The 22,684-nt window shown below is 72.0% G+C and carries 14 protein-coding genes; 6 read left to right on the top strand and 8 right to left on the bottom strand.

Annotated elements, in window-relative coordinates:
* Nucleotides 1-17 precede the first annotated feature (17 nt).
* From KSE_RS45820 to KSE_RS14785, 3 genes are all read right to left on the bottom strand, one after another.
* Nucleotides 18-7,190, bottom strand: a complete 7,173-nt coding sequence (locus KSE_RS45820; RefSeq protein WP_014136119.1) for a polymorphic toxin-type HINT domain-containing protein — start codon at nucleotides 7,188-7,190, stop codon at nucleotides 18-20.
* A gap of 405 nt (nucleotides 7,191-7,595) precedes the next feature.
* Nucleotides 7,596-11,942, bottom strand: coding sequence for a ricin-type beta-trefoil lectin domain protein (locus KSE_RS45825; protein WP_014136120.1), 4,347 nt, complete (start codon nucleotides 11,940-11,942; stop codon nucleotides 7,596-7,598).
* Nucleotides 11,943-12,393: 451 nt separating this feature from the next.
* Nucleotides 12,394-12,774, bottom strand: coding sequence for an ArsR/SmtB family transcription factor (locus tag KSE_RS14785; RefSeq protein WP_014136121.1), 381 nt, complete (start codon nucleotides 12,772-12,774; stop codon nucleotides 12,394-12,396).
* Between the two features lie 101 nt (nucleotides 12,775-12,875).
* On the opposite strand from KSE_RS14785, the gene KSE_RS14790 reads away from it, so the two are divergent.
* Complete coding sequence (locus tag KSE_RS14790; RefSeq protein WP_014136122.1) at nucleotides 12,876-13,868, top strand: quinone oxidoreductase family protein; 993 nt, start codon at nucleotides 12,876-12,878, stop codon at nucleotides 13,866-13,868.
* 20 nt (nucleotides 13,869-13,888) lie between these two features.
* On the opposite strand, the gene KSE_RS14795 is transcribed toward KSE_RS14790, so the two are convergent.
* Nucleotides 13,889-14,281 carry a winged helix-turn-helix transcriptional regulator gene (locus KSE_RS14795; RefSeq protein WP_033258492.1) on the bottom strand — a complete coding sequence of 131 codons (393 nt, stop codon included), beginning with the start codon at nucleotides 14,279-14,281 and terminating at the stop codon, nucleotides 13,889-13,891.
* A gap of 79 nt (nucleotides 14,282-14,360) precedes the next feature.
* Here KSE_RS14795 and KSE_RS14800 point away from each other — a divergent pair, with 79 nt between their 5' ends.
* Nucleotides 14,361-15,281 carry an NADP-dependent oxidoreductase gene (locus tag KSE_RS14800; RefSeq protein WP_014136124.1) on the top strand — a complete coding sequence of 307 codons (921 nt, stop codon included), beginning with the start codon at nucleotides 14,361-14,363 and terminating at the stop codon, nucleotides 15,279-15,281.
* Nucleotides 15,282-15,357: 76 nt separating this feature from the next.
* Here the strand turns inward: KSE_RS14800 and KSE_RS14805 are convergent, their stop codons facing one another.
* From KSE_RS14805 to KSE_RS14815, 3 genes are all read right to left on the bottom strand, one after another.
* Nucleotides 15,358-16,026 (bottom strand): PH domain-containing protein, encoded by a 669-nt coding sequence (locus KSE_RS14805; protein WP_014136125.1) that lies wholly within the window; start codon nucleotides 16,024-16,026, stop codon nucleotides 15,358-15,360.
* 96 nt (nucleotides 16,027-16,122) lie between these two features.
* Nucleotides 16,123-16,866: an ABC transporter permease gene (locus KSE_RS14810; RefSeq protein WP_014136126.1), complete on the bottom strand. Its 744-nt coding sequence runs from the start codon at nucleotides 16,864-16,866 to the stop codon at nucleotides 16,123-16,125.
* Nucleotides 16,863-17,648, bottom strand: coding sequence for an ABC transporter ATP-binding protein (locus KSE_RS14815; protein ID WP_033258493.1), 786 nt, complete (start codon nucleotides 17,646-17,648; stop codon nucleotides 16,863-16,865). Before KSE_RS14815 ends, KSE_RS14810 begins: the two co-directional genes overlap by 4 nt.
* A 212-nt stretch (nucleotides 17,649-17,860) precedes the next feature.
* Between KSE_RS14815 and metG the strand changes: the two genes are divergently transcribed.
* Entirely contained in the window at nucleotides 17,861-19,570 is a 1,710-nt protein-coding gene (gene metG, locus KSE_RS14820; protein ID WP_014136128.1) for a methionine--tRNA ligase, read from the top strand.
* A gap of 16 nt (nucleotides 19,571-19,586) precedes the next feature.
* Here the strand turns inward: metG and KSE_RS14825 are convergent, their stop codons facing one another.
* Entirely contained in the window at nucleotides 19,587-20,174 is a 588-nt protein-coding gene (locus KSE_RS14825) for a TetR/AcrR family transcriptional regulator (protein WP_033258494.1), read from the bottom strand.
* Nucleotides 20,175-20,268: 94 nt separating this feature from the next.
* Between KSE_RS14825 and KSE_RS14830 the strand changes: the two genes are divergently transcribed.
* The 3 genes from KSE_RS14830 (at nucleotide 20,269) to deoC (ending at nucleotide 22,682) form a co-directional block, all read left to right on the top strand.
* The gene (locus KSE_RS14830) at nucleotides 20,269-20,796 is read left to right on the top strand and encodes an RNA polymerase sigma factor (protein WP_014136130.1); all 528 of its coding nucleotides are present in this window, start codon (nucleotides 20,269-20,271) and stop codon (nucleotides 20,794-20,796) included.
* Complete coding sequence (locus tag KSE_RS14835) at nucleotides 20,793-21,530, top strand: hypothetical protein (RefSeq protein WP_014136131.1); 738 nt, start codon at nucleotides 20,793-20,795, stop codon at nucleotides 21,528-21,530. Before KSE_RS14830 ends, KSE_RS14835 begins: the two co-directional genes overlap by 4 nt.
* Nucleotides 21,531-21,695: 165 nt before the next feature.
* On the top strand, nucleotides 21,696-22,682 hold the full coding sequence (deoC, locus tag KSE_RS14840; protein WP_014136132.1) for a deoxyribose-phosphate aldolase: 987 nt from the start codon (nucleotides 21,696-21,698) through the stop codon (nucleotides 22,680-22,682).
* The last annotated feature ends 2 nt before the right edge of the window (nucleotides 22,683-22,684 follow it).

Genomic DNA, 22,684 nt, shown 5'->3' on the forward strand with positions numbered 1-22,684 from the left:
TTCATACATTATGACCCCTAGGAAATGGAAACGCCGCAGATGCGCGTCCCGTTCGGCAGGTTCTTCAGTCTTCCCGCGATCTGCGGGCCCAAGCTCCTGTTCACGCTCGCATCCAGTGGAGAAAGGTTGTCGAGGGTGTCGGTTCCACCGAGTTGAAGATCCCGCATGTGGTCCCCGTCAGATCCGCTCGGAACAGTCTGGCCGTCCTTGCGGAGACGGCCTGCCGCAGAGCCCTTGACCACGCGCACCGAGTCGGTCTTCACCAGGTCCTCGCTCTTGGCCAGCCCGTCGAGGTACGCCACCTTGCCGTCGGCCGCAACCTTCTGCGCATCGTCCCAACCCTCCTTGTAGGTGAGGTCGAGGTGGACGGCCGTATCGTCAGTGCCACAGTTGTGGACCAGCACGGGCGTGGAGCCTGCGACCACATAGTACGTGTGCAGGTTCGCCACGGTGAGGTTGTGCGCGGTCGACGGCGGGGTGCCGTAGGTCCGGGTCGCCACAATCGTGGCGAGTGTGCGGTCAGCGGTCTGGAGTTGGTCGCCGACCTTCAGATCGAGGGCGTCGACCCACTTCCGGGCGGTCTCGTCCCAGTAGGCATGGTGCGCCGTGGAAGTGACGGTCGGGGTTTCGCCCCCGGTGGCACGGTCGAGCGTGAGTTCGGTGAACTCGACATCGTCATAGCCGGTGATCGTGTCGGTAACCGGCTCGGCCCGGGTCTCCCCGGTCTGCGGGTCGGTCGCCAGAACCATGTCGCCCAGTTCCAACTGGTCGATCGGCTTGGTGCTGCCGTCAGCGAGCCGGACCAGGGTGCCGGCCGGGAAACTGTTGGCCTTGAGCGGGCATGACCCGCCGCTGTCCGCCTTGGCGGCGTCGGCCTCGGCGGCCTTGGCGGCGTCGGCCTCGGCCTGCTTGGCCGCTTGTGCCTCGGCTTCCGCAACCTCCTTCTCGGTCTTGCGAGCCGCGCTGAGTGCGTCCTCCGCGCCCTTGGCCACGCGTTCCGCGCTGCGGATGGCGTCGTAGGCCTTCTCGCCCTCGCGCCAGAGCTTGAACGCCTTGATGCCGACCTTGACGGCCTTGAAGACCTTGCTCCACGGAACGAAGTTCAGGGCCGTGTTGATGCAGCCCATCACGTCGCCCTTGGTGAAGCAGTCGCGGGCGTCGTTGAAGCCGATCAGGTCGCCGACGACGTCGACGATCTGCTTGACCAGTTCCTCGCGGGCCTGCTTCGCCTTGGCGAGCGCCTCGTCGGCGGCCTGCTTCTGGCGCATGGCCTCGTTGGAGGCGTCCTGCGCGGCCTTGGACTTCGGGCTGGTGCCGGTGGTGGTGCTCCCGGTGGTCTGCGGGAGTCCGGTCTTGCCGGCGTCGTAGGCGTCCCAACCGGCGGCCGACATGCAGCGGCCCTTGTCGTCGGGGATGCAGGTGCCGGACGGGTCGGTGTGGTCGACGGGATTGTTGTTGGCGTAGGCGTAGCCGTTCCACGACTGCGGGTCCGAGCCGTTGAACACCGGGTCGACGGACAGGAAGCGTCCGGTGGCAGGGTCGTACTGGCGGGCGCCGAGGTTGGTGAATCCGGTGCCTTCGATGGTGCCGCCGACGAAGCCCTTGTCGCCGGCCCAGACGCCGTTGCCGGGCTGGGTGCCGCGGGCGTTGCCGAAGGGGTCGGTGGGGCGTCGGGCGACGGTCAGGTTGGCGGCGTCCAGCTGGACGCCGGCGGTGCCGTGCGGGTCGGACGCCTGGTAGTAGAGCGCCGTGGCGCCGGCGTCGTCCGCGGTGCGGGTGATGGTCAGGCCGCCGGGGGCCGCGTAGTAGCGGGTGGCGGTGGTCTTGCCGGTGGCGGTGTCGAGGGTGAGCTCGTCGGTGCCCAGGTTGATGGTGGTCTTGCCGCCCACCCGGCGGACCAACTGGTTGCCGTCCGCGTCGTAGACGTAGCTGGTGTCGTTGGCGGGTGCCGCCGTGTCGTGGACCTTGGCGAGCTTGCCCTGGTTGTTCCAGGTCAGCGTCTTGGTGCCGCTGGTGCTGGTGAGGGACGTGGTGTTGCCGGCCGCGTCGTAGGTGGACGTGGTGACCTTGCTGGTGCCGTTCGAGCTGGTCTTGGAGGTGAGCAGCGCGTGGGGTCCGCCGGTGCCGCCGCCCGTGGTGGGGTCGGTGGTGGCGGTGTTCGGGCCCGGGGCGAAGGTCTGGTCGGTCTGCTTGTCGTTGACGACCGCGCCGGTGGTGTCGTGCTGGACGAGCTTGGTGCGGTTGCCGGTCAGGTCGTAGGAGTAGGTCTGCCAGTAGGGGGCGGGGCCGCCGATCCGGGCCGAGGCGGTGGCCGCGGTGGGCTCGGTGGCGTTGGTGCAGCTGCCGATGCCCTGCACGGAGGGTGCGGGGGCGGTGGTGGTGGTGCCCTTGTCGGTCCAGGCCGCGGAGAGCCGGCCGAGGTAGTCGTAGGTGAAGCACTGCAGGTCGGTGGAAGTACCGTCCTGGACCGTCTTCGCCGAGGTCATCGAACCCACCTTGTTGTAGGTGTAGTTCGTGAAGTCGACGTGGGTGGTGGCCGCCGTCTGCTTGTCCAGGGTGGACTGCACGACGTTGCCCGTGCCCGGGTCGTACTGCTGGGTGGAGACGACCTGCTTGCCGGACGCGCCCACCGTGGTGCGGGTGGGGCGGCCGAACGCGTCGTACTGCATGTCCTGGACGTAGTAGTCCAGGCCGCTGGAGGTCTGGAAGTTGCCGTCGACGTCGTAGGAGTTGCCGACGGTCTCCGCCGCCAAGCCGCCCACCGCGGGCAGCGTATTGCTCCTGTTCAGTCCGAGGACCAGCGAATAGGCTTTCGACCAGGTGTAGGTCTTGGCCAGCTTCTCCTCGCCGGTGACGGACGGGATCGTCATCGACATTCCGGTCGGCCGGTAGCCGATGTCGTAGCCGGTGACCGCACCCACGTAGGCGACCTTGCCGGTGCCGTTGGGAACATCGGCATAGGTGGTCGTGGCGGCGGGCTTGCCAAGGGCCAGCGAGTCGTACGTCCACTCGATGAGCTTCTTGCTCGCGTCGGTGGTGCTGGTCCCGTCGTACGAGGCAACCTGGCGACCAAGCAGGTCATAGGTGATGCTGGTCGACTTGCCGCGCGCGTCGGTGGTGGTGGCGGGGTGTCCGGCCTTGTCGTACACCACGGTGGACGTGCCACTGTCCGGGTCCGTCGCACTGGTCTGCTGGCCGAGCAGGTCGTAGGTGTAGGTCCACCGGTGGGCCGGGGTGCTGCTGTCCTGGACCCAGGTCGGCTTGCCCGTGATGCTGTACCCGTAGGTGGTCGCGTCGTAGACCCCGGTCGGGGTGCCGCCCTTGTACTGCCGTACCTCGACGGCCGCGCCGGTGGCGTCGGTGAGCGTGGTGGTCGCGTAGCCGCCGGGCGGCGGGGTCGCGTCGGTGCGCTCGGTGCCCGGGTAGGAGGCCGTGCTGCGCCACTGCTCCTGGCCGTAGGAGATGAACTTGCTGGCGGTGATGCGGCCGAGGCCGTCGTACTCGTTCCAGGTCTGGGTCGGGACCTGCGAGTCCTGCGGCAGGAACACGGTCGCGACCGGGCCGGAGTCGGCGTTGTAGTAGGACGGGGTGGACTTGATCTGCCAACCGTGCGAGTCGAAGAACGACTCGGAGATCAGCCGGCCGACCTGGCCCTGCACCGGCATCGACTGCGACTGCCGGACGCGCCCGAGGCCGTCGTAGATCTGCAGGCTCTTGGCGTAGGTGCGGTCCTCGCGGATGCTCTCGCTGGTGACGATCGACGGGGAGGCCGAGCCGTTCAGCGCGTAGGTGAACTTCCGGTTGGGCGCGGTCTTCCGGGTGTCGGTGCTGTTGGGGTCGCGGCCGGGCAGCCAGACCGCGGTGAGGCGGCCGAGCGCGTCGTAGGTCTCCAGCGTGGTGCGGCCGTTCTCGTCGGTCGCCTTGGTGGGCAGGCCGCGAGCGGGGTCGACGACGGTGGTGGACTTCCAGCCGAGCGGGTTGGTGACGTCCACTTGGGAGGGCAGTTCACCGGTGGCGGGGGTGTACGCCGTGGTGGTGGTCGCGCCGTTGGGGTGGGCGGTGTCGGTGCGGTTGGGGTCGGTGGTGGAGACCTGGCGGCCGTAGGCGTCGAACTGCGCCTTGGCGGTGACCCGGTAGTTGGGGCTGTTGTTGGCGCCGTAGGACTCCAGGACGCGGGTCTCGGTCTGGTCGGCCTTGTCGCCGATCACGCCGAGGGCCTGGCCGTCGTAGTAGGTCAGCGCGTCGGAGACGGTGTTGGTGGCGTTGGGCGTCTGCGCGCAGGCGCCGGCCAGGGTGAGGATGCGCGAGGGCAGCTCGACCAGGGCCGGGTTGCTGCCCGAGGCGTACGTCATCGAGGTGCACTGACGCTGCGGGTAGCCGCTGAGCGTGGTGTCGCCGAGGACGTCCATGGTGACGAGGCGTCCGGCGTGGTCCTCGTCGTAGGTGGCGCTGCGCTCGGTGGTGCGCCACTGGCCGTTGGACAGCAGTGAGCGGTTCTTGACGTTGGCGGTGTTGATGTAGCGGGCGGTGACCTTGGGCAGGTTGCCGGTCTGGGTGTGGGTCGAGGTGATCTTGGAGAGCCACGGGGTGGTGAGCTCGCCGCCGATGACCTTGGCGCCCGCGGCGTCCGACTCGTAGTTCTGGGTCTCGCGGACGAAGCCGGCCAGTTCCTCGACGTCGGTGATGGTGGAGCCCCAGCTGTCGGCGACCTGGCCGCCCATGCCGCGCAGGAAGGTGCTGACCGACTTGGTGCGGGGGCCGTCCGAGCCGGAGCCCGTCGTGGTGGTGACGGACTGGTAGCCGCGGAAGTTGTCGTAGGTGCGGGTGTCGTCGTCCGCGAACTCGGAGTCGTTGCGGTGCCAGGCGGCGCCGCCGCCGTAGGCGTACTGCGTCTCCTTCGCCACGGTCGAACTCGTCACCAGCGAGGACTCGACGATCGAGGAGACCAGGTACTTGTGGAACCAGTCGTCGATCGGCTTGGTGCCGGCCTGCGAGCCCGGCGGGACCCACTTCACCGGCATGCACGCCATGGTGTTCCCGGCCTCGGAGGCCGGCATGGTGCTGTTGACCCGGGAGCACTCGGCGGGCTTGTAGTTGACGGTGATCCGGCCACCGGTCTCGGTGGTGATCTCCTTCATCCGGGGCCGGTTGAACTGCGGGGCCGCCGGGACGAGGCCGTCGACCCGGTTGGCCATCTGCATCGCCGTGAACGACACGGCGGGCAGCGGCAGGTCGGCCTGGCCGTTCTTGCCGGTGCGCTGGATCGAGCTCAGCCACAGCGTCGGCGCGTTGCCGTCACCCGGGTCGGAGAAGACCTGGTTGAGCGCCCAGGAGTCCACCACCCGGGCCGCGCCGCCCACGTACACGGTGGTCTGAATGCCGGTCAGGCGCTTCGAAGTCCAGAACGACGGGCCGTAGTTGGTGCAGGTACCGGACGAGGTGCAGGCCTGGTCGAGCGGGGTGTCCGGCCAGGACGACTGGTTGGCCACCACCCGCTGGGCGGTGGTGCAGGTGATCGAGCCGGAGGCGAAGCAGCGCTCCGCCGTCGTGAAGTCGATCTTCGCCGCGGGGTTGCCCGCGCCCTTGGAGGCGATCTGGTCGGACAGCCGCAGGCCGTACTGGATCGAGGAGACGTTGGAGTACCGGTCGTACGCGGTGCGGGTGCCGGTGCCGTTGTTCTGGCCGCCGCCGCGCGCGTAGGAGTTGGACTCCTTCGCGTACTGGTACTTGATCAGGTTGCCGTGCAGGTCGACGATGTAGTCGAGGTTCCACTGCCAGCCCATCTGGCACCACGAGGCCAGGCCGGTCGAGGAGCTGTAGCACGGGTCGCCCGCGTGCGGGTGGTAGACCGGCACGGTGTTGACCGAGTTGCTGGCCGGATCGGTGTTGTCACCGCCGGGCAGGTGGTTGGCACCGAAGTAGTACTGGGTGCCGTCGGTCGTGGTGACCTTGAAGCCCTCGCCGTTCCACGCCCCGTTGGCCAGGCCCGTCAGCGGGGTGACCAGGGTCCCGTCGTCGCCCTGCAGCCGCAGCACGCCAGTGGTGTCGTCCTTGACCAGGACGCCGGAGTGGCCCGCCAGGTTGAGCTGCAGCGACTGCCCCGCCCAGCACTCGTCACCCGACATGTCGATGCCGGCCTTGGCGCAGGGCTTGTACGAGCGCGAGATCGAGCCGGCCGAGTAGTCCCAGCCGTCACCGACCCAGCCCGACTGCGAGTTGGTCGAGGCGGTGCGACCGTCCACCGACGAGGAGTCGTAGCCCAGCACCACGCTGGGGGCGGACCCGCCGACCGCGGTCGGCATGTCGAAGGTGTACGAGTACGTGAAGTTGCCGGAGCCGGAACCCGCGCTCCAGGCCGCCGACGGCGCGATCGCGGTCGCCGCGAACGAACCCGACGAACCCGACGGGGCCGCCTGCGCGGCCAGCACCATCGCGCCCGACGACGCGACGGCCGTCTGCTGGACGAACCCGGCCTGCACGACACCGCCGGCCGAAGCGGACGCCGCGGGCGCGGCGGGCGCCTCCGGCAGCTGCACGTCGGCGGTCAGCAGACCCGACAGCGGGTCGACCGTCGAGGGCACCGGGGTGCTGGTGCGGCACTGCTGGGCGTCCGGCGTGGTGAGCGCGCACTCGGGCAGCAGCACCAGCCGGGCCCGGTCGGACCACATCGCGTTGCCGGTCAGCGCCTTGACGTCCAGCGAGACCTGGAGCTTGTGGCCGCCCTTCGCGGCACCGCCGGCCCCTTCCAGCCGGACCACCGGACCGGTCGAACCGGCCGCCTTGGCCTTGCCCTCGTCCAGCAGGTCGACCTTGACCGAGGGCGTGCCCGCGGCCTTGTCCTTGTCCTTCGCGGTGCCCAGGTCGGTCAGGAACACCGGCAGGTCGCCGGCCTTGACCCTGGCCTTGCCGCCGGCCGCCGGAGCGGCCCCGCCGCCCAGCCGGCGCGCCGCCTCCTGCTCCGCCGACACGTCCGTGACCTCGACGGTCGCACTGCCGGCCTTCGCCGGAGCCACCGCCGCACGCTTCCACTCCCGCGGCACGCCGCCGGTGGCGGCCGTCCCGCCCGCGCCGTCCGAGCGCCCGGCCACCGAGTCCGCCTCGTGCAGCGGCGTGGTGGGCGGCACCCAGATCTTCGGCGGCTTCTCGGCGAACGCCGGCGGCGCACCGACCAGTGCCCCGGTCACCGCCATGAGCGTCAGCAACCCCAGCGCCCTCGACCGGCCTCTCAACCGGTGGCGCGGGGTGCGTTCACGCTGCTCCCCCATATGAATCTCCCCAGATTATGTGGGACCACGCACAAAAGACGCCCCGTCAGGAAACAGGACGCCACGAATTGCATGCGCGATGGTCGACACCGAAACTAGAGATCAGCTGGCCGTCAACACCAGCCCCCAGCAGGCAACTTAACCATTCCGTTATTGAACGTGCCAGTCGGCAGGGAACTTTCTCCCAGCTCTCCCAGAAACCATTCGAAAGATGCGCCTGAGACCGCCCCGGTGGAATTCCGTCGGATATTTCCGGGCGGATTTCCGGGGCGGTGGACCGGGCCGGGGGCGCGGGCGGCGCCCCCGGCCGGGCTGGTCAGGCTGGTCGGGTCAGGCGATCGCCCCCATGCCCCAGCGCTGCGGGTAGGTCTGGTTGCAGTCCCAGATCTGGAGCTGCGTCCCGTTGGTGAGGGTGCCGTTCGGGATGTCCAGGCAGCGGCCGGACATCGGGTTGTAGAGCGAGCCGTCGGCGCGGTAGAGCCACTGCTGGGCGGGGTTGCCGTCGCAGTTCCAGAGCTGGATCTTGGTGCCGTTGCCGGTGACCGCGCCGGTCACGTCGACGCAGCGGCTGAGCACCTTGATGGTGCCGTTCGGCTGCGCGGTGGCCTGCTGGGCGGTGCTGGGGTTGCAGTCCCAGAGCTGGATCGCGGTGCCGTTGGCGTCCACGCCGCCGTTGGCGTCCAGGCACTTGTTGGAGCCGACGCCGGTCGGCAGGTTGGCCATGATCCGGCTGGCGGCGGTGCTCGGGTCGGTCGCGGTGTCGAACACCTCGACGTCGCTGACGTTGCCGCTGAACGCGGCGGAGAGCGCACCCGCCTCCTGGGAGTTGCCGATCACCAACTGCCCGCTGTAGCCGAACTTGCCGGCGTGGTAGCTGCTGCCGGCGAGCACCCCGTTGACGTACAGCGACATGCCGCCGGTGGTGGCGTTGTAGCTGGCGGTCAGCCGGTCCCAGCGGTCCGCCTGGTAGCGGGCGGCGCTGGTGCTGGCGTCCGCCGTCTGGTGGTAGCTCGGGCCGGCGTTGTCGGTGGTGGCCATGCCGAAGCGCCAGGTACCGTCCTTGTCCGGCCAGAGGATGAACCCGCTGGAGGTGGCGCCCTTGGTGGACAGCACCGAACCGCTCACACCGGTCGGCTTGGCCCAGACGCTGACGGTGAAGGACTTCGAGGTGTCGACCTTGACCTGCTGGGTCTGGCCGACCCCGTAGGAGATCACCGAGGTGGCACCGGCCGCGCCGGTACCGCCGCCGAAGTGCGCGACGGTGGTGCTCCTGCCGTTGACCGTGTCGGCCGGGAAGGTGACCCCGCTGCCGGCCGTCATCGGGCTCTTGCCGTAGACGTCGGTGACGATGGAGCCGCCGGGGTTGGTGAGCTTCAGCCGGGCGACCGTGCGGCGGCTGTCGCCCTGGTCGTACGGGGTGGTGGCGAAGCCGTTGACCACGGTGGTGCCGGTGGCGGCGGTGCCGGGCCACACCTTGAGGCGGTTGGTGGTGTCCAGGGCCCAGAGGTCGGGCAGGCCGTCCTTGGTGGCGTCGCCGCTGGAGCCGATCTGCGGGTAGGCGGAGGCGGTGAACTTCTGGGTGCCGACGGTGCGGGCCTTGCTGGTCGGGTCGACCAGGTTGCCGAAGTCCAGGCGGCCGGCGGCGTCGAGCTTGATGTCGTAGGCCCGGATGGTGCCGTCGGTCTTGTCCCGGGTCCACACGGTGGACTGGGCGGTGCCGGAGGCGTTGCCGGGGTTGATCAGCTCGTAGTTGTCCCAGTTCGCGGCCGAGACCTTGACGACCGGAGCCGACACGTCGTTGGTGAACAGGGTGCGGTAGAGCCAGAGGTTGCCGTTCTCGACGGTGAGCAGCGCGGTCTGGTCCTGCGGGACCTTGCTCTCGCCGTTGCTGGCGGGAGCGCCGGTGCGGCCGAGCGCGACCACCTGGGTCAGCTTGCTCCAGTCGTAGGTCCAGTTGGCCGGTTCCGTCTGGGAGACGGTGCCGTTCGCGCCGACGAAGTCGGGGTAGTCCGGCTTGGCGAGGAGCACCGGCGCCTTGAAGGTGCCGTCGCCGTTGTTCTGGTACAGGTACAGGTTGGAGGCCAGCGACGTGGTGCCGGAGACCGCGTTGGTCCACACCACGGTGTCGTCCACCGGGGTGGGCGGCTGGCGCAGCGCGCCGAGGTGGGTGGTGCGGACGGTCAGGCCGGTGGCCGGGTTGCTCTTCCAGGAGGTGCCGCCGGGCGCGAGGCCGACGGGGGCGCCCTGGATGGCGGTCATGTCGCTGTCGAGGCCGATCACCCGCAGGTTGCCGAGGTCATCCGGGACGAGGACGTCGCCGCGGCCGTCGCCGTCGAGGTCGCCGGGGGCGCCGGCGGCGCTGCTGGCGTCCCAGGGGGCGTAGAAGGTGTAGGGCAGCGGCTGGCTGTAGTTGCCGGCCACGTCCATCGCCTGCACGTACAGGGTGTTGGTGCCCCAGCGGGGCGGCCGGAAGGTGATGGTGCCGGTGACGCGCGTGGCGTCGGCGGGGTCGCGGGTCTTCACCACGCCGTCCTTGTTGGCCGTGCCGGTGGCGTCGCAGGACCAGCCGGTGACGGCGGTCGGGTCGGTGCTCCAGCGCACGCAGGCCACGCCGGAGGCGTTCAGGCCGGACGCGGGCGCCGGGTCGCTGGCGGTGAGGGTGAAGGTGCCGTCCTGGCCGGCCTTCTTCTTCGGGACGGCGCCGACGGTGCCGCTGGCCGGGAAGTCGGCGGAGGAGATGCCCACCTGCGGCGGGGTCTTGTCGACCCGGAAGTAGCACCAGGGGGTGTCACCCGAGGTCAGCGAGCCGTCCGTGACGTTCGCCAGCCAGCCGTACTGGTGGCCGTCGGTCAGCCGGTCGACGGAGGCCGTGGCGCTGCCGTAGCTGCCCGCCCCGGAGCTGCTGGGGTAGGCGTGCCAGGTGCTGTTGTTGTCGTCCCAGATGTGGAAGTTGACGGTGGTGCCGGCGCCGATCGGCGACCAGGCGCTGGCGTTCAGGTAGACGTACTGGTTGGCGCCGACCCAGCCCGGGTTGTACCAGGCGCTGCCGCCCGGGGTCTGGCAGTCGTTGGCCTGGGTGCCGAAGGTCGGGTCGTTGGTGAAGCCCGGCTTGGGGGAGGTCCGCGGGTACCAGATGGTCGGCGTGATGTCGTAGACGGTGCTGATGTGCGCGTTGGAGCCGATGTGGTGGCGCAGCAGCTTGTCGGTCTCGTTCTCGGCCGAGATGCCGATCGTCCAGTTGGGGATCTTCTCGTTGACGATCTTCTGCATCCACCAGGTGACGTCCCAGCTGATGGTGCCGGTGCCGGTGCCGGTGACGTCGGCGTTGGACGCCCAGGTGCAGCCGGTCATCTTGCCGTTGGTGCCGCAGGGCTGGTTGTTCCAGGTGGTGGTGCCCTGGAAGGCCGGGGCGCTGTACACGTTCAGCGTCGACTTGGTGCCCGGGGAGGAGGCGTCGACGACGGTGGTGGACAGGGTGGCGCGGTTGACGGTCGCGGTGCCGTGGCCGCCGCCCTCGAACAGGCCGTCGGGGCTGGGGATCTGGTAGTACGCGCGGTAGCGGCCGTAGCCGGTGCAGTCCGAGTAGCCGCAGTAGCCGACGCCCAGCGAGCTGAGGGTGTTGACGTTGGCGGTGTCGGGGTGGTTCTCCTGGACCTGCGCGTTGACCGTGGCGCCCTTGTCGACGCTGGTCTCGGGGTCGAGGTACCAGGGGCCGGTGCCCTGGCCGAAGGTGGCCGGGTCCGGGGTGAGCACCAGTTCGGTGTCGCTGGCGGTGATCCCGATCTCGGAGACCGCGGCGGCGGCGCCGGGCCGTTCGGCGTTCGAGGACTCGGCCGCGGCCTGCGTCTCGGCGGCGCCGGGCGCGGCGAACAGCGACTTGGCCTGGGCACCACCGGACTTGACCACGGGGGCCGGTGCGGGGACGGGGGTGGAGTCCCACTGGAACGGGGTCGGCGCGTGGAAGCGCGTCTTGCCCTGCGCGTCCTTGAACGAGACGTTGCCCGCCTCGTCGGTGCCGGCCTTCACGCCGGTGGTCTTCAGCGCGAAGCGCAGGCTCTTGAGCCGGGGGTCGGCGGCGGCCCGCGCGGTCCTGACCACGATCACGTCGCGCCAGCCGCCGTCCGGACGGGCCGTCACCCGCAGGTCCACGTCGGGCAGCACGGAGGCGTAGGTCGCGGTCGCGCCGTCCAGGGTCGGCTTCGGCAGCGGGAACGGGGCGCTGATCGCCATCGAGGTGCCGTCGGCCGTGGTGATCTTCGCCAGCGGGCCGTTGCCGCCACCGGAGAGCACCAGGTCGGAGCCGGTCAGTGCCGGGGTGACGGTGCCGTCGGCGTTGGCGCGCAGGCTCGCGTCGAGGTCCTGCCAGGTGCCGTTGCGCTTGGTCCGGACGTCCTGGGCGTTGGCCTCGGAGGACAGCGTCCGGCCGTCGGGGTTGGCGAAGACCTCGGTCGTCTCGTTGGTCATCGAGTCGATCCGGACCTGCTTGCCGGTCTCCTTCGCCCGCTGGAGCGCCGAGCGGATCGCCTTGGTCTGCTCGCTCTCGGCCTGCGGCTGCGCGCCGTCCGCGCTCGCGGTGGACGCCGGCGCGGGCGTCGGGTCGGCGGCCCAGGCCGCCGGGGAGGAGAGCGCGGTGAGCACGAGCGCCGTGGCCGCGGCCACCGTCGCGCGGCCGAGCACGCCCCTCCGGTCGGTCCCGACACACCCTGGGCGGCGTCTCGGTGAGGTCGTATCGGACATGGCGCGCGCGGTCTCCCTCCGAGCTGCCCGCCCCCGATGAGCAGGCATTCGAACGGGAACAATGCAGCCTCCATGAAGAGGGGGTCAAGCCCTGGAAACGAGATGCCCGATATTGCCCCGAATATTCGTCAATGAATGCTTCGCGGCTCCTTCTTCAACAGATTTACCGACCCAGCCATACGCTACTGACCTGCATGAACAGTGAATTCGCAGACAGATCAAGAGACTTACGGAAATCCGGCGGAAGCAGCCGTTCGAGACGCTCCGTCAGCTTTTGACGACCAGTCAGATGAGGTAGCGCCCGGGAGTATTGGCCGAACTGACCAGGCATCAGAAAGCGGTCGGCACATATGCGCCGACCGCCTGACTTGTCCCGCTACAGCGGGACTGCTCACTCCTGGAGCGCTTCACCCCCACCTGTCCCCGCCTCGACCCTCTCGCCCCCTTCGCCCCGGTACGCCGCCGTCACGACGCCCAGCAGTCCCGGGAAGCGCTGCTCCAGGTCGGCCGCGCGCAGCGTGGTCAGCCGGCGGTTGCCCTCCTCGCGGTGGCGGATCAGGCCGGCCTGGCGGAGCACCTTGAAGTGGTGGCTGAGGGTGGAGGGCGCGACGTCCACCGGGAAGGTGCCGCAGGCGCGCTCGGGTTCGGCGCCGAGGGTGAGCACGATGGTCATCCGGGTGGGGCCGGAGAACGCGTGCAGGACGTCCAGCAGATCGAGGTCGGCGGTGTCGGGGTACTGCGGCGCCTCGCGGCGGCGGCTGGCTCGGGGCACGGGGGGCTCTTCCTGGGATGTTCGACATTCATCGAAGATGCGTGGTACTAATTTCGACGTTCGTAGAACATCGTAGCTTCCGACGCTCCAGGGGGACCACCGTGCGCGCACTCGTGATGACCGAAGCCGGCGGCGCCGAGCACAGCCGCGTCCTCGACGTCGAACCGCCGCGGCCCGGCCCGGGGCAGGTCGCGATCGACGTCGCGTACGCCGGGCTGAACTTCGTCGACGTGATGGCCCGCCGCGGCGACGGCTACGCCGCCACCTGGCCGTACCGCCCGGGCAAGGAGGTGGCGGGCACCGTGCGCGCCCTCGGCGCGGGCGTCACCGGCCTCGCCGTCGGCACGCAGGTGGTGGCCGCCGTCGCGGGCGGCGGCCTGGCCGAGACGGCCGTCGCGGACGCCGCGCTGACCGTCCCGGTGCCGGACGGCGTCCCGCTGGCGGCGGCCGCCGCCGCGCCGCTGGGCCTGGCGACCGCGCTGCTGCTGCTCACCGACGCGGGGCGGTTCACCGCGGGCGAGAGCGTGCTGGTGCACTCGGCGAGCGGCGGCGTCGGCACCGCGGTGGCCCGGCTGCTGCCGCTGCTGGGCGGCGGGCGCCTACTCGGCACGGTGGGGCGGCCCGAGAAGGCCGAGGCCGCCCGGCGGCAGGGCTACCACGCGGTGCACGCCCGCGGCGGGGACGTCCGGGAGCAGCTGAGGGCGGCGAACGGCGGGCGCGGCGTCGACCTCGTCCTCGACCCGCTCGGCACCGCCGCGCTCGACCTCGACCTCGACCTGCTGGCGCCGGGCGGCCGGATCGTCCTGTTCGGCAACGCGGGCGGCGGCACCCCGGACCCGCTGCCGCCGCTGCCCCGGCTGCTCGCCGCCAACGCCACCCTCACCGGCTTCAGCCACGGCGGCCTGCTCGCCCAGGCCCCCGCGCGGGTCGCCGACGCGGTCCGCCGCGTCCTCGACCTGCTGGCCGCCGGCTCGCTGGACGCCCCGGTGACCGTGCTGCCCGGCCTCGCCGACGTCCCCGCCGCCCACGACCTGCTGGCGGCCGGGCGCGGCGAGGGCAAGTACGTGGTGGCGCTGGCGGGCCGGCCCGCGTAGGCCCGCCAGGCCACCCCGGCTCAGGCGTCGTAGGCGCGCCGGGCGGCGTGCACCTCCTCGATGTGGGTCTCCGCCCAGTCCTTGACGGCGGCGACGACCGGGAGCAGCGAGCGGCCCAGCGGGGTGAGCGCGTAGTCGACCCGGACCGGCACCGCCGCGGTGACGGTGCGGGTCAGCAGGCCGTCGCGCTCCAGCGTCCGGAGGGTCTGGGTGAGCATCTTCTGGCTGACCCCGGCCACCGTCCGGTGCAGTTCGCTGTAGCGCTGCGGGCCGTCCGCGAGGGCGTTGAGCAGCAGGCTGACCCACTTGTCGCTGATCCGGTCCAGCAGTTGCCGGGCGGGGCACTCGGCGAGGTAGGCGTCGTAGCGGGCGCGCTCCTGGGTGCGCTGCTGGTCGGCGGTACGGGTCGGCATCGCGGTCACCCTCCGGTGCGGTACGCACCCGAAGGTGCCTGCTTCCCGCCGGAGAGTAGCAACGCCTAGCGTCGCCGTCATGAGAGCCCTGATCGTCCGTTCCTTCGGCGGCCCCGAGGTGCTGGAGCTCGCCGACCTGCCGCTGCCCGTCCCCGGACCCGGCCAGGTGCGGGTACGGGTGACCGCCGCCGCCGTCAACCCCGTCGACCTGCAGACCAGGTCCGGCGCGCTGGCCGCCGCCGGGCTGCTGCCCGCGCTCCCGGTGACCGGCCTCGGCTGGGACGTGTCGGGCACCGTCGACGCGCTCGGCCCCGGCGTCACCGGCTTCCGGCGCGGCCAGCCCGTTCTCGGCCTGTCCGACCGGCTGACCCTCCCGCTGAAGGCGCAGGCCGAGCAGGTGGTGCTGGACGCGGACGCGGTCGCCCCGCTGCCCGACGGCCTGGACCCGGTCGCGGCGGCGGGGCTGCCGCTCGGCGCGCTGACCGCCGCCCAGGCGCTGGACCTGGCGGCGCTCCGCCCGGGTGCGACGCTGCTGGTCACCGGCGCGGCCGGGGCGGTGGGCGGTTTCGCCGTCCAGTTGGCGGTCCGGGCGGGGCTGCGGGTGGTCGCGGCGGCGGGCGACGGTGACGGGGCGCTGGTGCGGGAGCTGGGCGCCGAGGTCTTCGTGCCGCGGTCGGCGGAGCTGGCCGCGGCCGTCCGCGAGGCGGTTCCCGGCGGGGTGGACGGCGCGGTGGACGCCGCCTCGCTCGGCCCGCTCGCGCTGGACGCGGTGCGCGGCGGCGGCAGCCTGGTCGCCGTCCTCGGCGGCGGGCCGCCCCCGCTGCGCGGCACCCGGGTGGCCCGGGTCTGGATCCGCGCCGACGGCCCCCGGCTGGCCGCGCTGGCCGCCGCCGGCCTCACCCCCCGGGTGGCCGGCACGCTCCCGCTCGACGCCGCCGCCGAGGCGCACCGCCGCCTGGCGTCGGGCGGCCTGCGCGGCCGGCTCCTGCTGCTGCCATGAGCCCGCCGAAGCACGGGGGGCCGCCGAAGCACGGGGGGCCCGCCGCGCGGCCACCGCGGCGCTCAGGTAGCGGCGCTCAGGTCGCGGCGATCACCGACACCAGCGCGAGCAGTCCGGCGAGGGTCGGGGCGATGATCCACCAGCACCAGGTGGTCTGCAGGTCGCCGCTCGCCGAAGCCTTGCCGGCGTTGCGTTCGGCCTGGTCCTGGAGGGTGCTGACGACGGCGTCGGACCAGGCGCGGTTGGGGTCGAGCTGGTCGGCGCGGGGGGTGCGGGGGGTGCGGGTGCCGCGCCGGAGGACGGGGTCGCCCTCGGCGGTGGCGCGGTTGGCGCGGCGGGTGGCCTTCTTGCGCTGGCGGATCGAGACCGGGATCGCCCAGACCTGGAACTTGCGTCCGTCGGCGAAGAGTTCGACCGAGTACCCGGCCTTGAGGGTCTCGACCTTGCCCCAGGGCGCGACGATGGTGCGCAGCGGGTTGCGGACGACGAGCCGCTGGTCGTTGGCGCGCACCACGGGCCGCAGGGTGTAGGCGATCACCGGGAAGACGAAGACGGGCGCGGCGGCGAGGGCGACCCACGGGGTGGCTCCGGTGCCGGACACGACGGCGTCGATGATCAGCCAGGCGGCGACCGCGAGCATCATGGCGCCCGCGACGACGCTGGGGACGGAGCGGTAGACGCGGTCGGCGTACACGGGCTCGTCGGCGGCGACACCCTGGTGGGGTGTCCGGTCGGATTCGGTCATGTCGTCGATTCTGCCCCAGCGCCCGGCCGTCCCGGGCGCTGACTCGAACACGGGACGGTCACGAAGTGGCCGTCCCGTCCGCACCGTACGAGGTGGTCAGGGGGTGCGCCGCCGCAGGGTCGCGGCGCCGAGGGCGAGTGCGGCGAGCGCGCTGGCGGCGACCACGGCGAGGTCGGCCAGGACGCGTCCGCCGACGCCGGTCTCGGTGGTGATCCGGCCCATCGCGTCGACGGCGTAGGAGAGCGGCAGGACGTCGGAGGCCCAGTGCAGCACGGGCGCCATCCGTTCCCGGGGGACGAACAGGCCGCAGAGCAGCAGTTGCGGCAGCAGCACGGCGGGCAGGAACTGGACGGCCTGGAACTCGGTGGCGGCGAACGCGGAGACCAGCAGGCCGAGCGCCATGCCGAGCAGCCCGTCGGCGACGGCGACGGCGAACAGCGCCCAGGCCGGCCCGGCGACGTGCAGACCGAGCGGGCCGGTGGTGAGGGCGGCGGCGAGCGCGGCCTGGACGAGGGCGACGGCGCCGAACGCGAGCGCGTAGCCGAGCAGCAGGTCGAGCCTGCCGAGCGGCATGGTGAGCAGGCGTTCCAGGGTGCCGCTGGTGCGTTCGCGGAGCATCGCGACCGAGGTGACCAGGAACATCACCAGCAGCGGGAAGACGCCGAGCAGTTCGGGGCCGATCCGGTCGAAGGTGCCGGGCTGCCCGTCGTACATGTACCTGAGCAGGACGAGCAGCAGGCACGGCACGAGCAGCAGCATGGCCACCGTGCGCGGGTCGTGCCGCAGCTGGGTCAGGACCCGGCGGGCGGTGGCGAGGGTGCGGCGGGCGGCGGCGTTCACGGGGCGTCCTCCGGTGCGACGGTGCCCGCGGCCCCCGGGGGAGCGTCCGGGGCGGTCCGGACGAGGGTGAGGAAGGCGGTCTCGACGTCGGCGGCGCCGGTCGCGGCGAGCAGCGCGGCGGGGGTGTCGTGGGCGAGCAGCCGGCCGTCGCGCATCAGCAGCAGCCGGTCGCAGCGGGTGGCCTCGTCCATGACGTGGCTGGAGACCAGCAGGGTGGTGCCGGCGGCGGCGAGTTCGCGGAACAGCCGCCAGAGCTCCTGGCGCAGGACGGGGTCGAGGCCGACGGTGGGTTCGTCCAGGACGAGGAGTTCGGGGTGGCCGAGCAGGGCGGCGGCGAGTGAGACCCGGGCGCGCTGGCCGCCGGAGAGCCGGGCGACCGGGGTGCGCCGGTGGGCGTCGAGCCCGACCTGGGCGGTGACCCGGGCGGGGTCGCCGGGCGGGGCGCCGAGGATCGCCGCGAAGTGGTCGAGGTTCTCGGCGACGGTGAGGTCGCCGTAGACGGACGGGGCCTGGGTGACGTAGCCGACCCGGTTCCGGAGTCCGGGCGCGCCGGCCGGGAGGCCGAGCACGGTGACGGTGCCGGCGGTGGTGCGCTGCACGCCGACGACGCTGCGCAGCAGGGTGGTCTTCCCGCAGCCGCTCGGTCCGAGCAGGCCGGTCACGCTGCCGCGTTCGACCTCCAGGTCCAGCCCGGGCAGCACGGTGCTGCCGCCGCGCCGCACCACCAGTGCGTCGATGCTGATCGCGGGGCCGCCGGCCGGCCCCGCCAAGGAATTCATCATGCGATGAGTTTCCTGCCGCCCCCGACCGCCCGTCAAGGGTCCGGCCGGGCCGCACCGCTTGACAGCCCGCCGATGACCGGTGCGGCCCCAACACCCCGGTTGGGTACGATTGGCGGCGGCCGGACGGCAGGCGCAGCGCCCCGTTCCGCGCCTTCGACACCCACCCGCGGGCGCGTCGGCGTGCCCGCCGGAGAAGCAGGGAGCATCCCAGGATGACTCGGCAGTTGATCACCAGCGCGCTTCCCTACATCAACGGGATCAAGCACCTGGGCAACATGGTCGGGTCGATGCTCCCGGCGGACGTCTACGCCCGGTACCTGCGCCAGCGCGGCCACGAGGTGCTGTACATCTGCGCGACCGACGAGCACGGCACGCCCGCCGAGCTGGCCGCCCAGGAGGCCGGGCTGCCGGTGGCGGAGTTCTGCGCCCGGGCGCACGACCAGCAGAAGGCGATCTACGACGGCTTCCGGCTGTCCTTCGACCACTTCGGCCGCTCCTCCTCGCCGCAGAACCGCGAGATCACCCAGGAGATCGCCCGCGAGCTGCAGGCCAACGGCTTCATCGAGGAGCGGGCGATCCGCCAGGTCTACTCGGTGGCCGACGGCCGCTTCCTGCCGGACCGCTACATCGTCGGCACCTGCCCGTTCTGCGGCTACGACAAGGCGCGCGGCGACCAGTGCGAGAACTGCACCCGGGTCCTCGACCCGACCGACCTGCTGGAGCCGCGCTCCGCGATCAGCGGCAGCGCGGAGCTGGAGGTCCGCGAGACCAAGCACCTCTTCCTGCTCCAGTCGAAGCTGACCGACGAGGTCGAGGCGTGGATCGCCGCGCACGGCGACGACTGGCCCGTGCTGGCCTCCTCGATCGCCCGCAAGTGGCTGACCGAGGGCCTCCAGGACCGCGCGATCACCCGCGACCTGGAGTGGGGCGTCCCGGTGCCGGCCGACACCTGGCCGGAGCTGGCCGCCGAGGGCAAGGTGTTCTACGTCTGGTTCGACGCCCCGATCGAGTACATCGGCGCGACCAGGGAGTGGGCGGACGCGACCGGCGGCGACTGGCGCTCGTGGTGGTACGAGGCGGACGACACCGTCCGGTACACCGAGTTCATGGCGAAGGACAACGTCCCGTTCCACACGGTGATGTTCCCGGCGACGCTGCTCGGCTCGCGGCAGCCGTGGAAGAAGGTCGACTACGTCAAGGCGTTCAACTGGCTGACGTACTACGGCGGGAAGTTCTCCACCAGCCAGAAGCTCGGCATCTTCACCGACGTCGCGCTCGAACTGCTACCGGCCGACTACTGGCGCTACTACCTGATGGCGAACGCCCCGGAGTCCGACGACTCCAGCTTCACCTGGGACCTGTTCGCGGCGACCGTCAACAAGGACCTCGCCGACACCCTCGGCAACTTCGTCAACCGGGTGCTGTCCTTCAGCCGCAAGCGCTTCGGCGACGAGGTCCCGGCCGGCGCGCCGAACGGCGACGCCGAGACCGCCCTCGGCGAGCAGATCGCCGAGCTCCTCGCCGAGTACGAGGCCCAGCTGGACGCGCTCAACTTCCGCAAGGCCGCGCAGGCGCTGCGCGCCCTGTGGTCGGCGGGCAACTCCTACCTCGACGTCACCGCGCCGTGGACCGAGATCAAGACCGACCCGGAGGCCGCGGCCCGCACCCTGCGCACCGCGATCAACCTGATCCACCTCTACGCGGTGCTCTCCGAGCCGTTCATCCCGACCGCGGCCCGCACCATCCGCGACTCCTTCGCGCTCGCCGACGACACCCGCACCTGGGTGTCCGCCGACGAGGCCCGCGCCCTGGCGCTCGTCCCGGCCGGCACCGGCTTCACCGTCCCGCCGGTGCTGTTCGCCAAGATCACCGACGAGGACCTGGCCGCCTGGACCGAGCGCTTCGGCGGCGAACGGGCCTGACCCCCGGTCGGTCCGCTCAGTCCGTCAGGCACCCCTGGAGGGTCCGTCCCAGCAACGGGACCAGCACCTCCGGGGGTGCCGACGCGAGCGGCTCCACCCCGATCACGTACCGGGCCATCGCCAGCCCGACGACCTGCGACATCGCCAGCTCCACCCGCAACTCCGGCTGCGCGACCTCCAGTCGCGCCGCCACCCGGCCCACCAGTTCGGCCACCATGAAGCCGCGCATCGCCCCCGCGACCTCCTCGCTGGTCGCCGCCGTCCGCACCAGGGCCAGCAACCGCTCCCGGACCTCCGGCTGCTCCCACAGCCCCACCACGAACCCCGCGACCCGCTCCCCGATCGTCGCCGGGTCCCCCGCGAACACGTTCTCCGCCACCGCCCGCGGATCCAGCGGGAACTCCAGCGCCGCCATGAACAGCCGGTCCTTCGTGCCGAAGTAGTGGTGCAGCAGCGCCGCGTCCACCCCCGCCCCCCGGGCGATCGCCCGCATGCTCGCCCTCTCGTACCCCCGCGCCGCGAACTCCGCCCGCGCCGCCGCCAGCACCGCCCCCCGGGTGTCCCCGCCCCCGGGCCGCCGCCCCCGCGCCTTCGCTCCGCTCATCCCCACATTGTCGCCGAGCCGCCGGACCCCGCCCCCAACGAAAACCGCGGGCGGTTCGTGTTACCGGGCGGAGAACGACGAAGGAGGGGACGGAGTGGCGGACTGGGCGAACCTGCTCACCGAGCTGGTCTCGGCACGCGGCAGGGAGTTGAACCGGTACGGCTTCCTGCTGACCGGCGACCGCGCGGAGGCGGCCGACCTGGTGCAGGAGGCGCTGGTACGGGTCTTCGCCCGACCGCACCTGTCCTGGGACCTCGGGCGACTGGAGGGGTACGTCCGCCGGACGATGCTCAACCGCTTCCTCGACCAGCACCGGCGGCGGCAGCGCTTCGCCCTGCTGCTGCCGAAGGTGCCGGGGCCCCGGGCGGACGGCGACCACGCCGACCACGGCGAGCTGGTCGCCGACCGGCTGCGGCTGCTCACCGCGTTGGACGTGCTCTCGCCGACCCAACGGGCCTGCGTGGTGCTGCGGTACTACGAGGACCTGCCGGTCGCGGCGGTGGCCGACCGGCTGGGCTGCCGCGAGGGCACCGTGAAGCGACACCTCAGCGACGCGCTGACGCGCCTGGGCACGGCGCTGGGGACCGACCGACAGGCGCTCCAGGAAGGCGATGCCGCATGAATCCCGAGGAGCTCCACGCACGACTGCCGGAGGCCGCCGACCTGGCCGACCCTCCCGAGCTGGACACCGGGCTGCTGGTGCGCCGGGTCCGCCGCGGTCGCCGCCACCGGCGGGCGCTGACCGGCGGCGCGGCCCTGGCGCTGTCGGCCGCGGCCGTCCTGGGCACGGTCCGGTGGACCGGCACCGAGGACCCGGCCCGGCCCGCGGCCTCCGCCCCCGTCGGATCGCTGCAGGGCCCGTACGCCTGCGGTGACCGGCTGCCCCTGGAGGCGGGCAGTGCGACCTTCAGCGGGATCACCTTCTCGGTGTCCTCGGTCCGCAAGACCGACAGCGGCTCCGCCCCGGTGCTGGAGGCCCGGTTCACCGCGGATCGGGGGCTCAATATGAACGGCCAGGGTCCCGAGAGCCTGGAGGTGCTGTACCTGCGGGACGGCGTGGTGGTGGGCGGAGGCCCGCTGCTGCGGCAGCCCGGCGACCACGGCGAGCACGGCGAGCACGGCGAGCAGCTCGGCACCGGGAGCGACCACCAGTACTCGCTGGTCCCGGACGTGCCGCTGACCGTGCCGCTGGGCACCCGCGACGCGCTCTGCCCGTCGGTGCGCTGGTCACAGGTGTGGGCGGAGCCGGCCCGGTACGAGGCGGTGGTGGTGCTGGGCCGGGTGTGGGACTCCATGGCCCAGGACCCCGAGCAGAGGTCGGCGGTCATGGTGGCGCGCGCGCCGTTCCCCGGGTAGCCGGGCGGGGCGGCGGGCCCACCGGGCAGGACGCCGGGCAGGACGCCGGGGTGCGGGCGGGGTGCGGGCGGGGTGCGGGCGGATTTCGGTCAGGCTTCGGTCGGGATTCGAAACCGCCCCGCCCTACCGGCTTCCTACGCGCGTAGATATGCTGCTCTGGTGACTATGTCCACTCTTGCAGCCAACGCCCCCGGCGCCGCGGGCGGCGGCCTCTCGGACGTCGCGGCGTCCGAGGCCACCCTGCGCCGCTTCCTGCACGGCCTGCCCGGGGTCGATCAGGTCGGCCTGGAGTCGCGGGCCGCGACCCTCGGCACCCGGTCGATCAAGACGACCGCCAAGGCCCTCGCCATCGACCTCGCCATCTCGATGATCGACCTGACCACGCTGGAGGGCGCGGACACGGTCGGCAAGGTCCGCTCGCTGTGCGCGAAGGGCCTGGGCCCGGACCCGTCCGACCGGACCGCCCCGCGGGTCGCGGCGATCTGCGTGTACCCGGACATGGTCGCCACCGCGAAGGAGGCGCTGCGCGGCAGCGCGGTCCAGGTCGCCTCGGTGGCCACCGCCTTCCCGTCCGGCCGGGCCGGCCTGCCGGTCAAGCTGGCGGACACCGCGGAGGCGGTCGCGGCGGGCGCCGACGAGATCGACATGGTGATCGACCGGGGCGCCTTCCTCTCCGGCCGCTACCTGGAGGTCTTCGAGGAGATCCGGGCCGTCAAGGCGGCCTGCGCGCGTCCGGACGGGACGGCCGCCCACCTCAAGGTGATCTTCGAGACCGGCGAGCTGCAGACGTACGACAACGTCCGCCGGGCGTCCTGGCTGGCGATGATCGCCGGCGCGGACTTCATCAAGACCTCCACCGGCAAGGTCGCGGTGAACGCGACCCCGCCGGTGACGCTGCTGATGCTGGAGGCGGTGCGGGACTTCCGCGCGGCGACCGGCACCCAGGTCGGCGTGAAGCCGGCCGGCGGCATCCGCACCACCAAGGACGCGATGAAGTACCTGGTGATGGTGAACGAGACGCTGGGCGACGACTGGCTCAGCCCGCACTGGTTCCGGTTCGGCGCCTCCAGCCTGCTGAACGACCTGCTGATGCAGCGCCAGAAGCTGAGCACCGGACGGTACTCCGGTCCCGACTACGTGACGGTGGACTGAGG

The organism is Kitasatospora setae KM-6054 (assembly GCF_000269985.1).
Classification (GTDB): domain Bacteria; phylum Actinomycetota; class Actinomycetes; order Streptomycetales; family Streptomycetaceae; genus Kitasatospora; species Kitasatospora setae.

Bases quoted from the DNA above. Each gene is read 5' to 3' on its own strand.
- KSE_RS45820 (WP_014136119.1), bottom strand. From the start codon at position 7,190: ATGGCGGTGACCGGGGCACTGGTCGGTGCGCCGCCGGCGTTCGCCGAG.
- KSE_RS14795 (WP_033258492.1), bottom strand. From the start codon at position 14,281: ATGCCGACCCGTACCGCCGACCAGCAGCGCACCCAGGAGCGCGCCCGC.
- KSE_RS14800 (WP_014136124.1), top strand. From the start codon at position 14,361: ATGAGAGCCCTGATCGTCCGTTCCTTCGGCGGCCCCGAGGTGCTGGAG.
- KSE_RS14805 (WP_014136125.1), bottom strand. From the start codon at position 16,026: ATGACCGAATCCGACCGGACACCCCACCAGGGTGTCGCCGCCGACGAG.
- KSE_RS14815 (WP_033258493.1), bottom strand. From the start codon at position 17,648: ATGATGAATTCCTTGGCGGGGCCGGCCGGCGGCCCCGCGATCAGCATC.
- metG (WP_014136128.1), top strand. From the start codon at position 17,861: ATGACTCGGCAGTTGATCACCAGCGCGCTTCCCTACATCAACGGGATC.
- KSE_RS14825 (WP_033258494.1), bottom strand. From the start codon at position 20,174: ATGAGCGGAGCGAAGGCGCGGGGGCGGCGGCCCGGGGGCGGGGACACC.
- KSE_RS14835 (WP_014136131.1), top strand. From the start codon at position 20,793: ATGAATCCCGAGGAGCTCCACGCACGACTGCCGGAGGCCGCCGACCTG.
- deoC (WP_014136132.1), top strand. From the start codon at position 21,696: ATGTCCACTCTTGCAGCCAACGCCCCCGGCGCCGCGGGCGGCGGCCTC.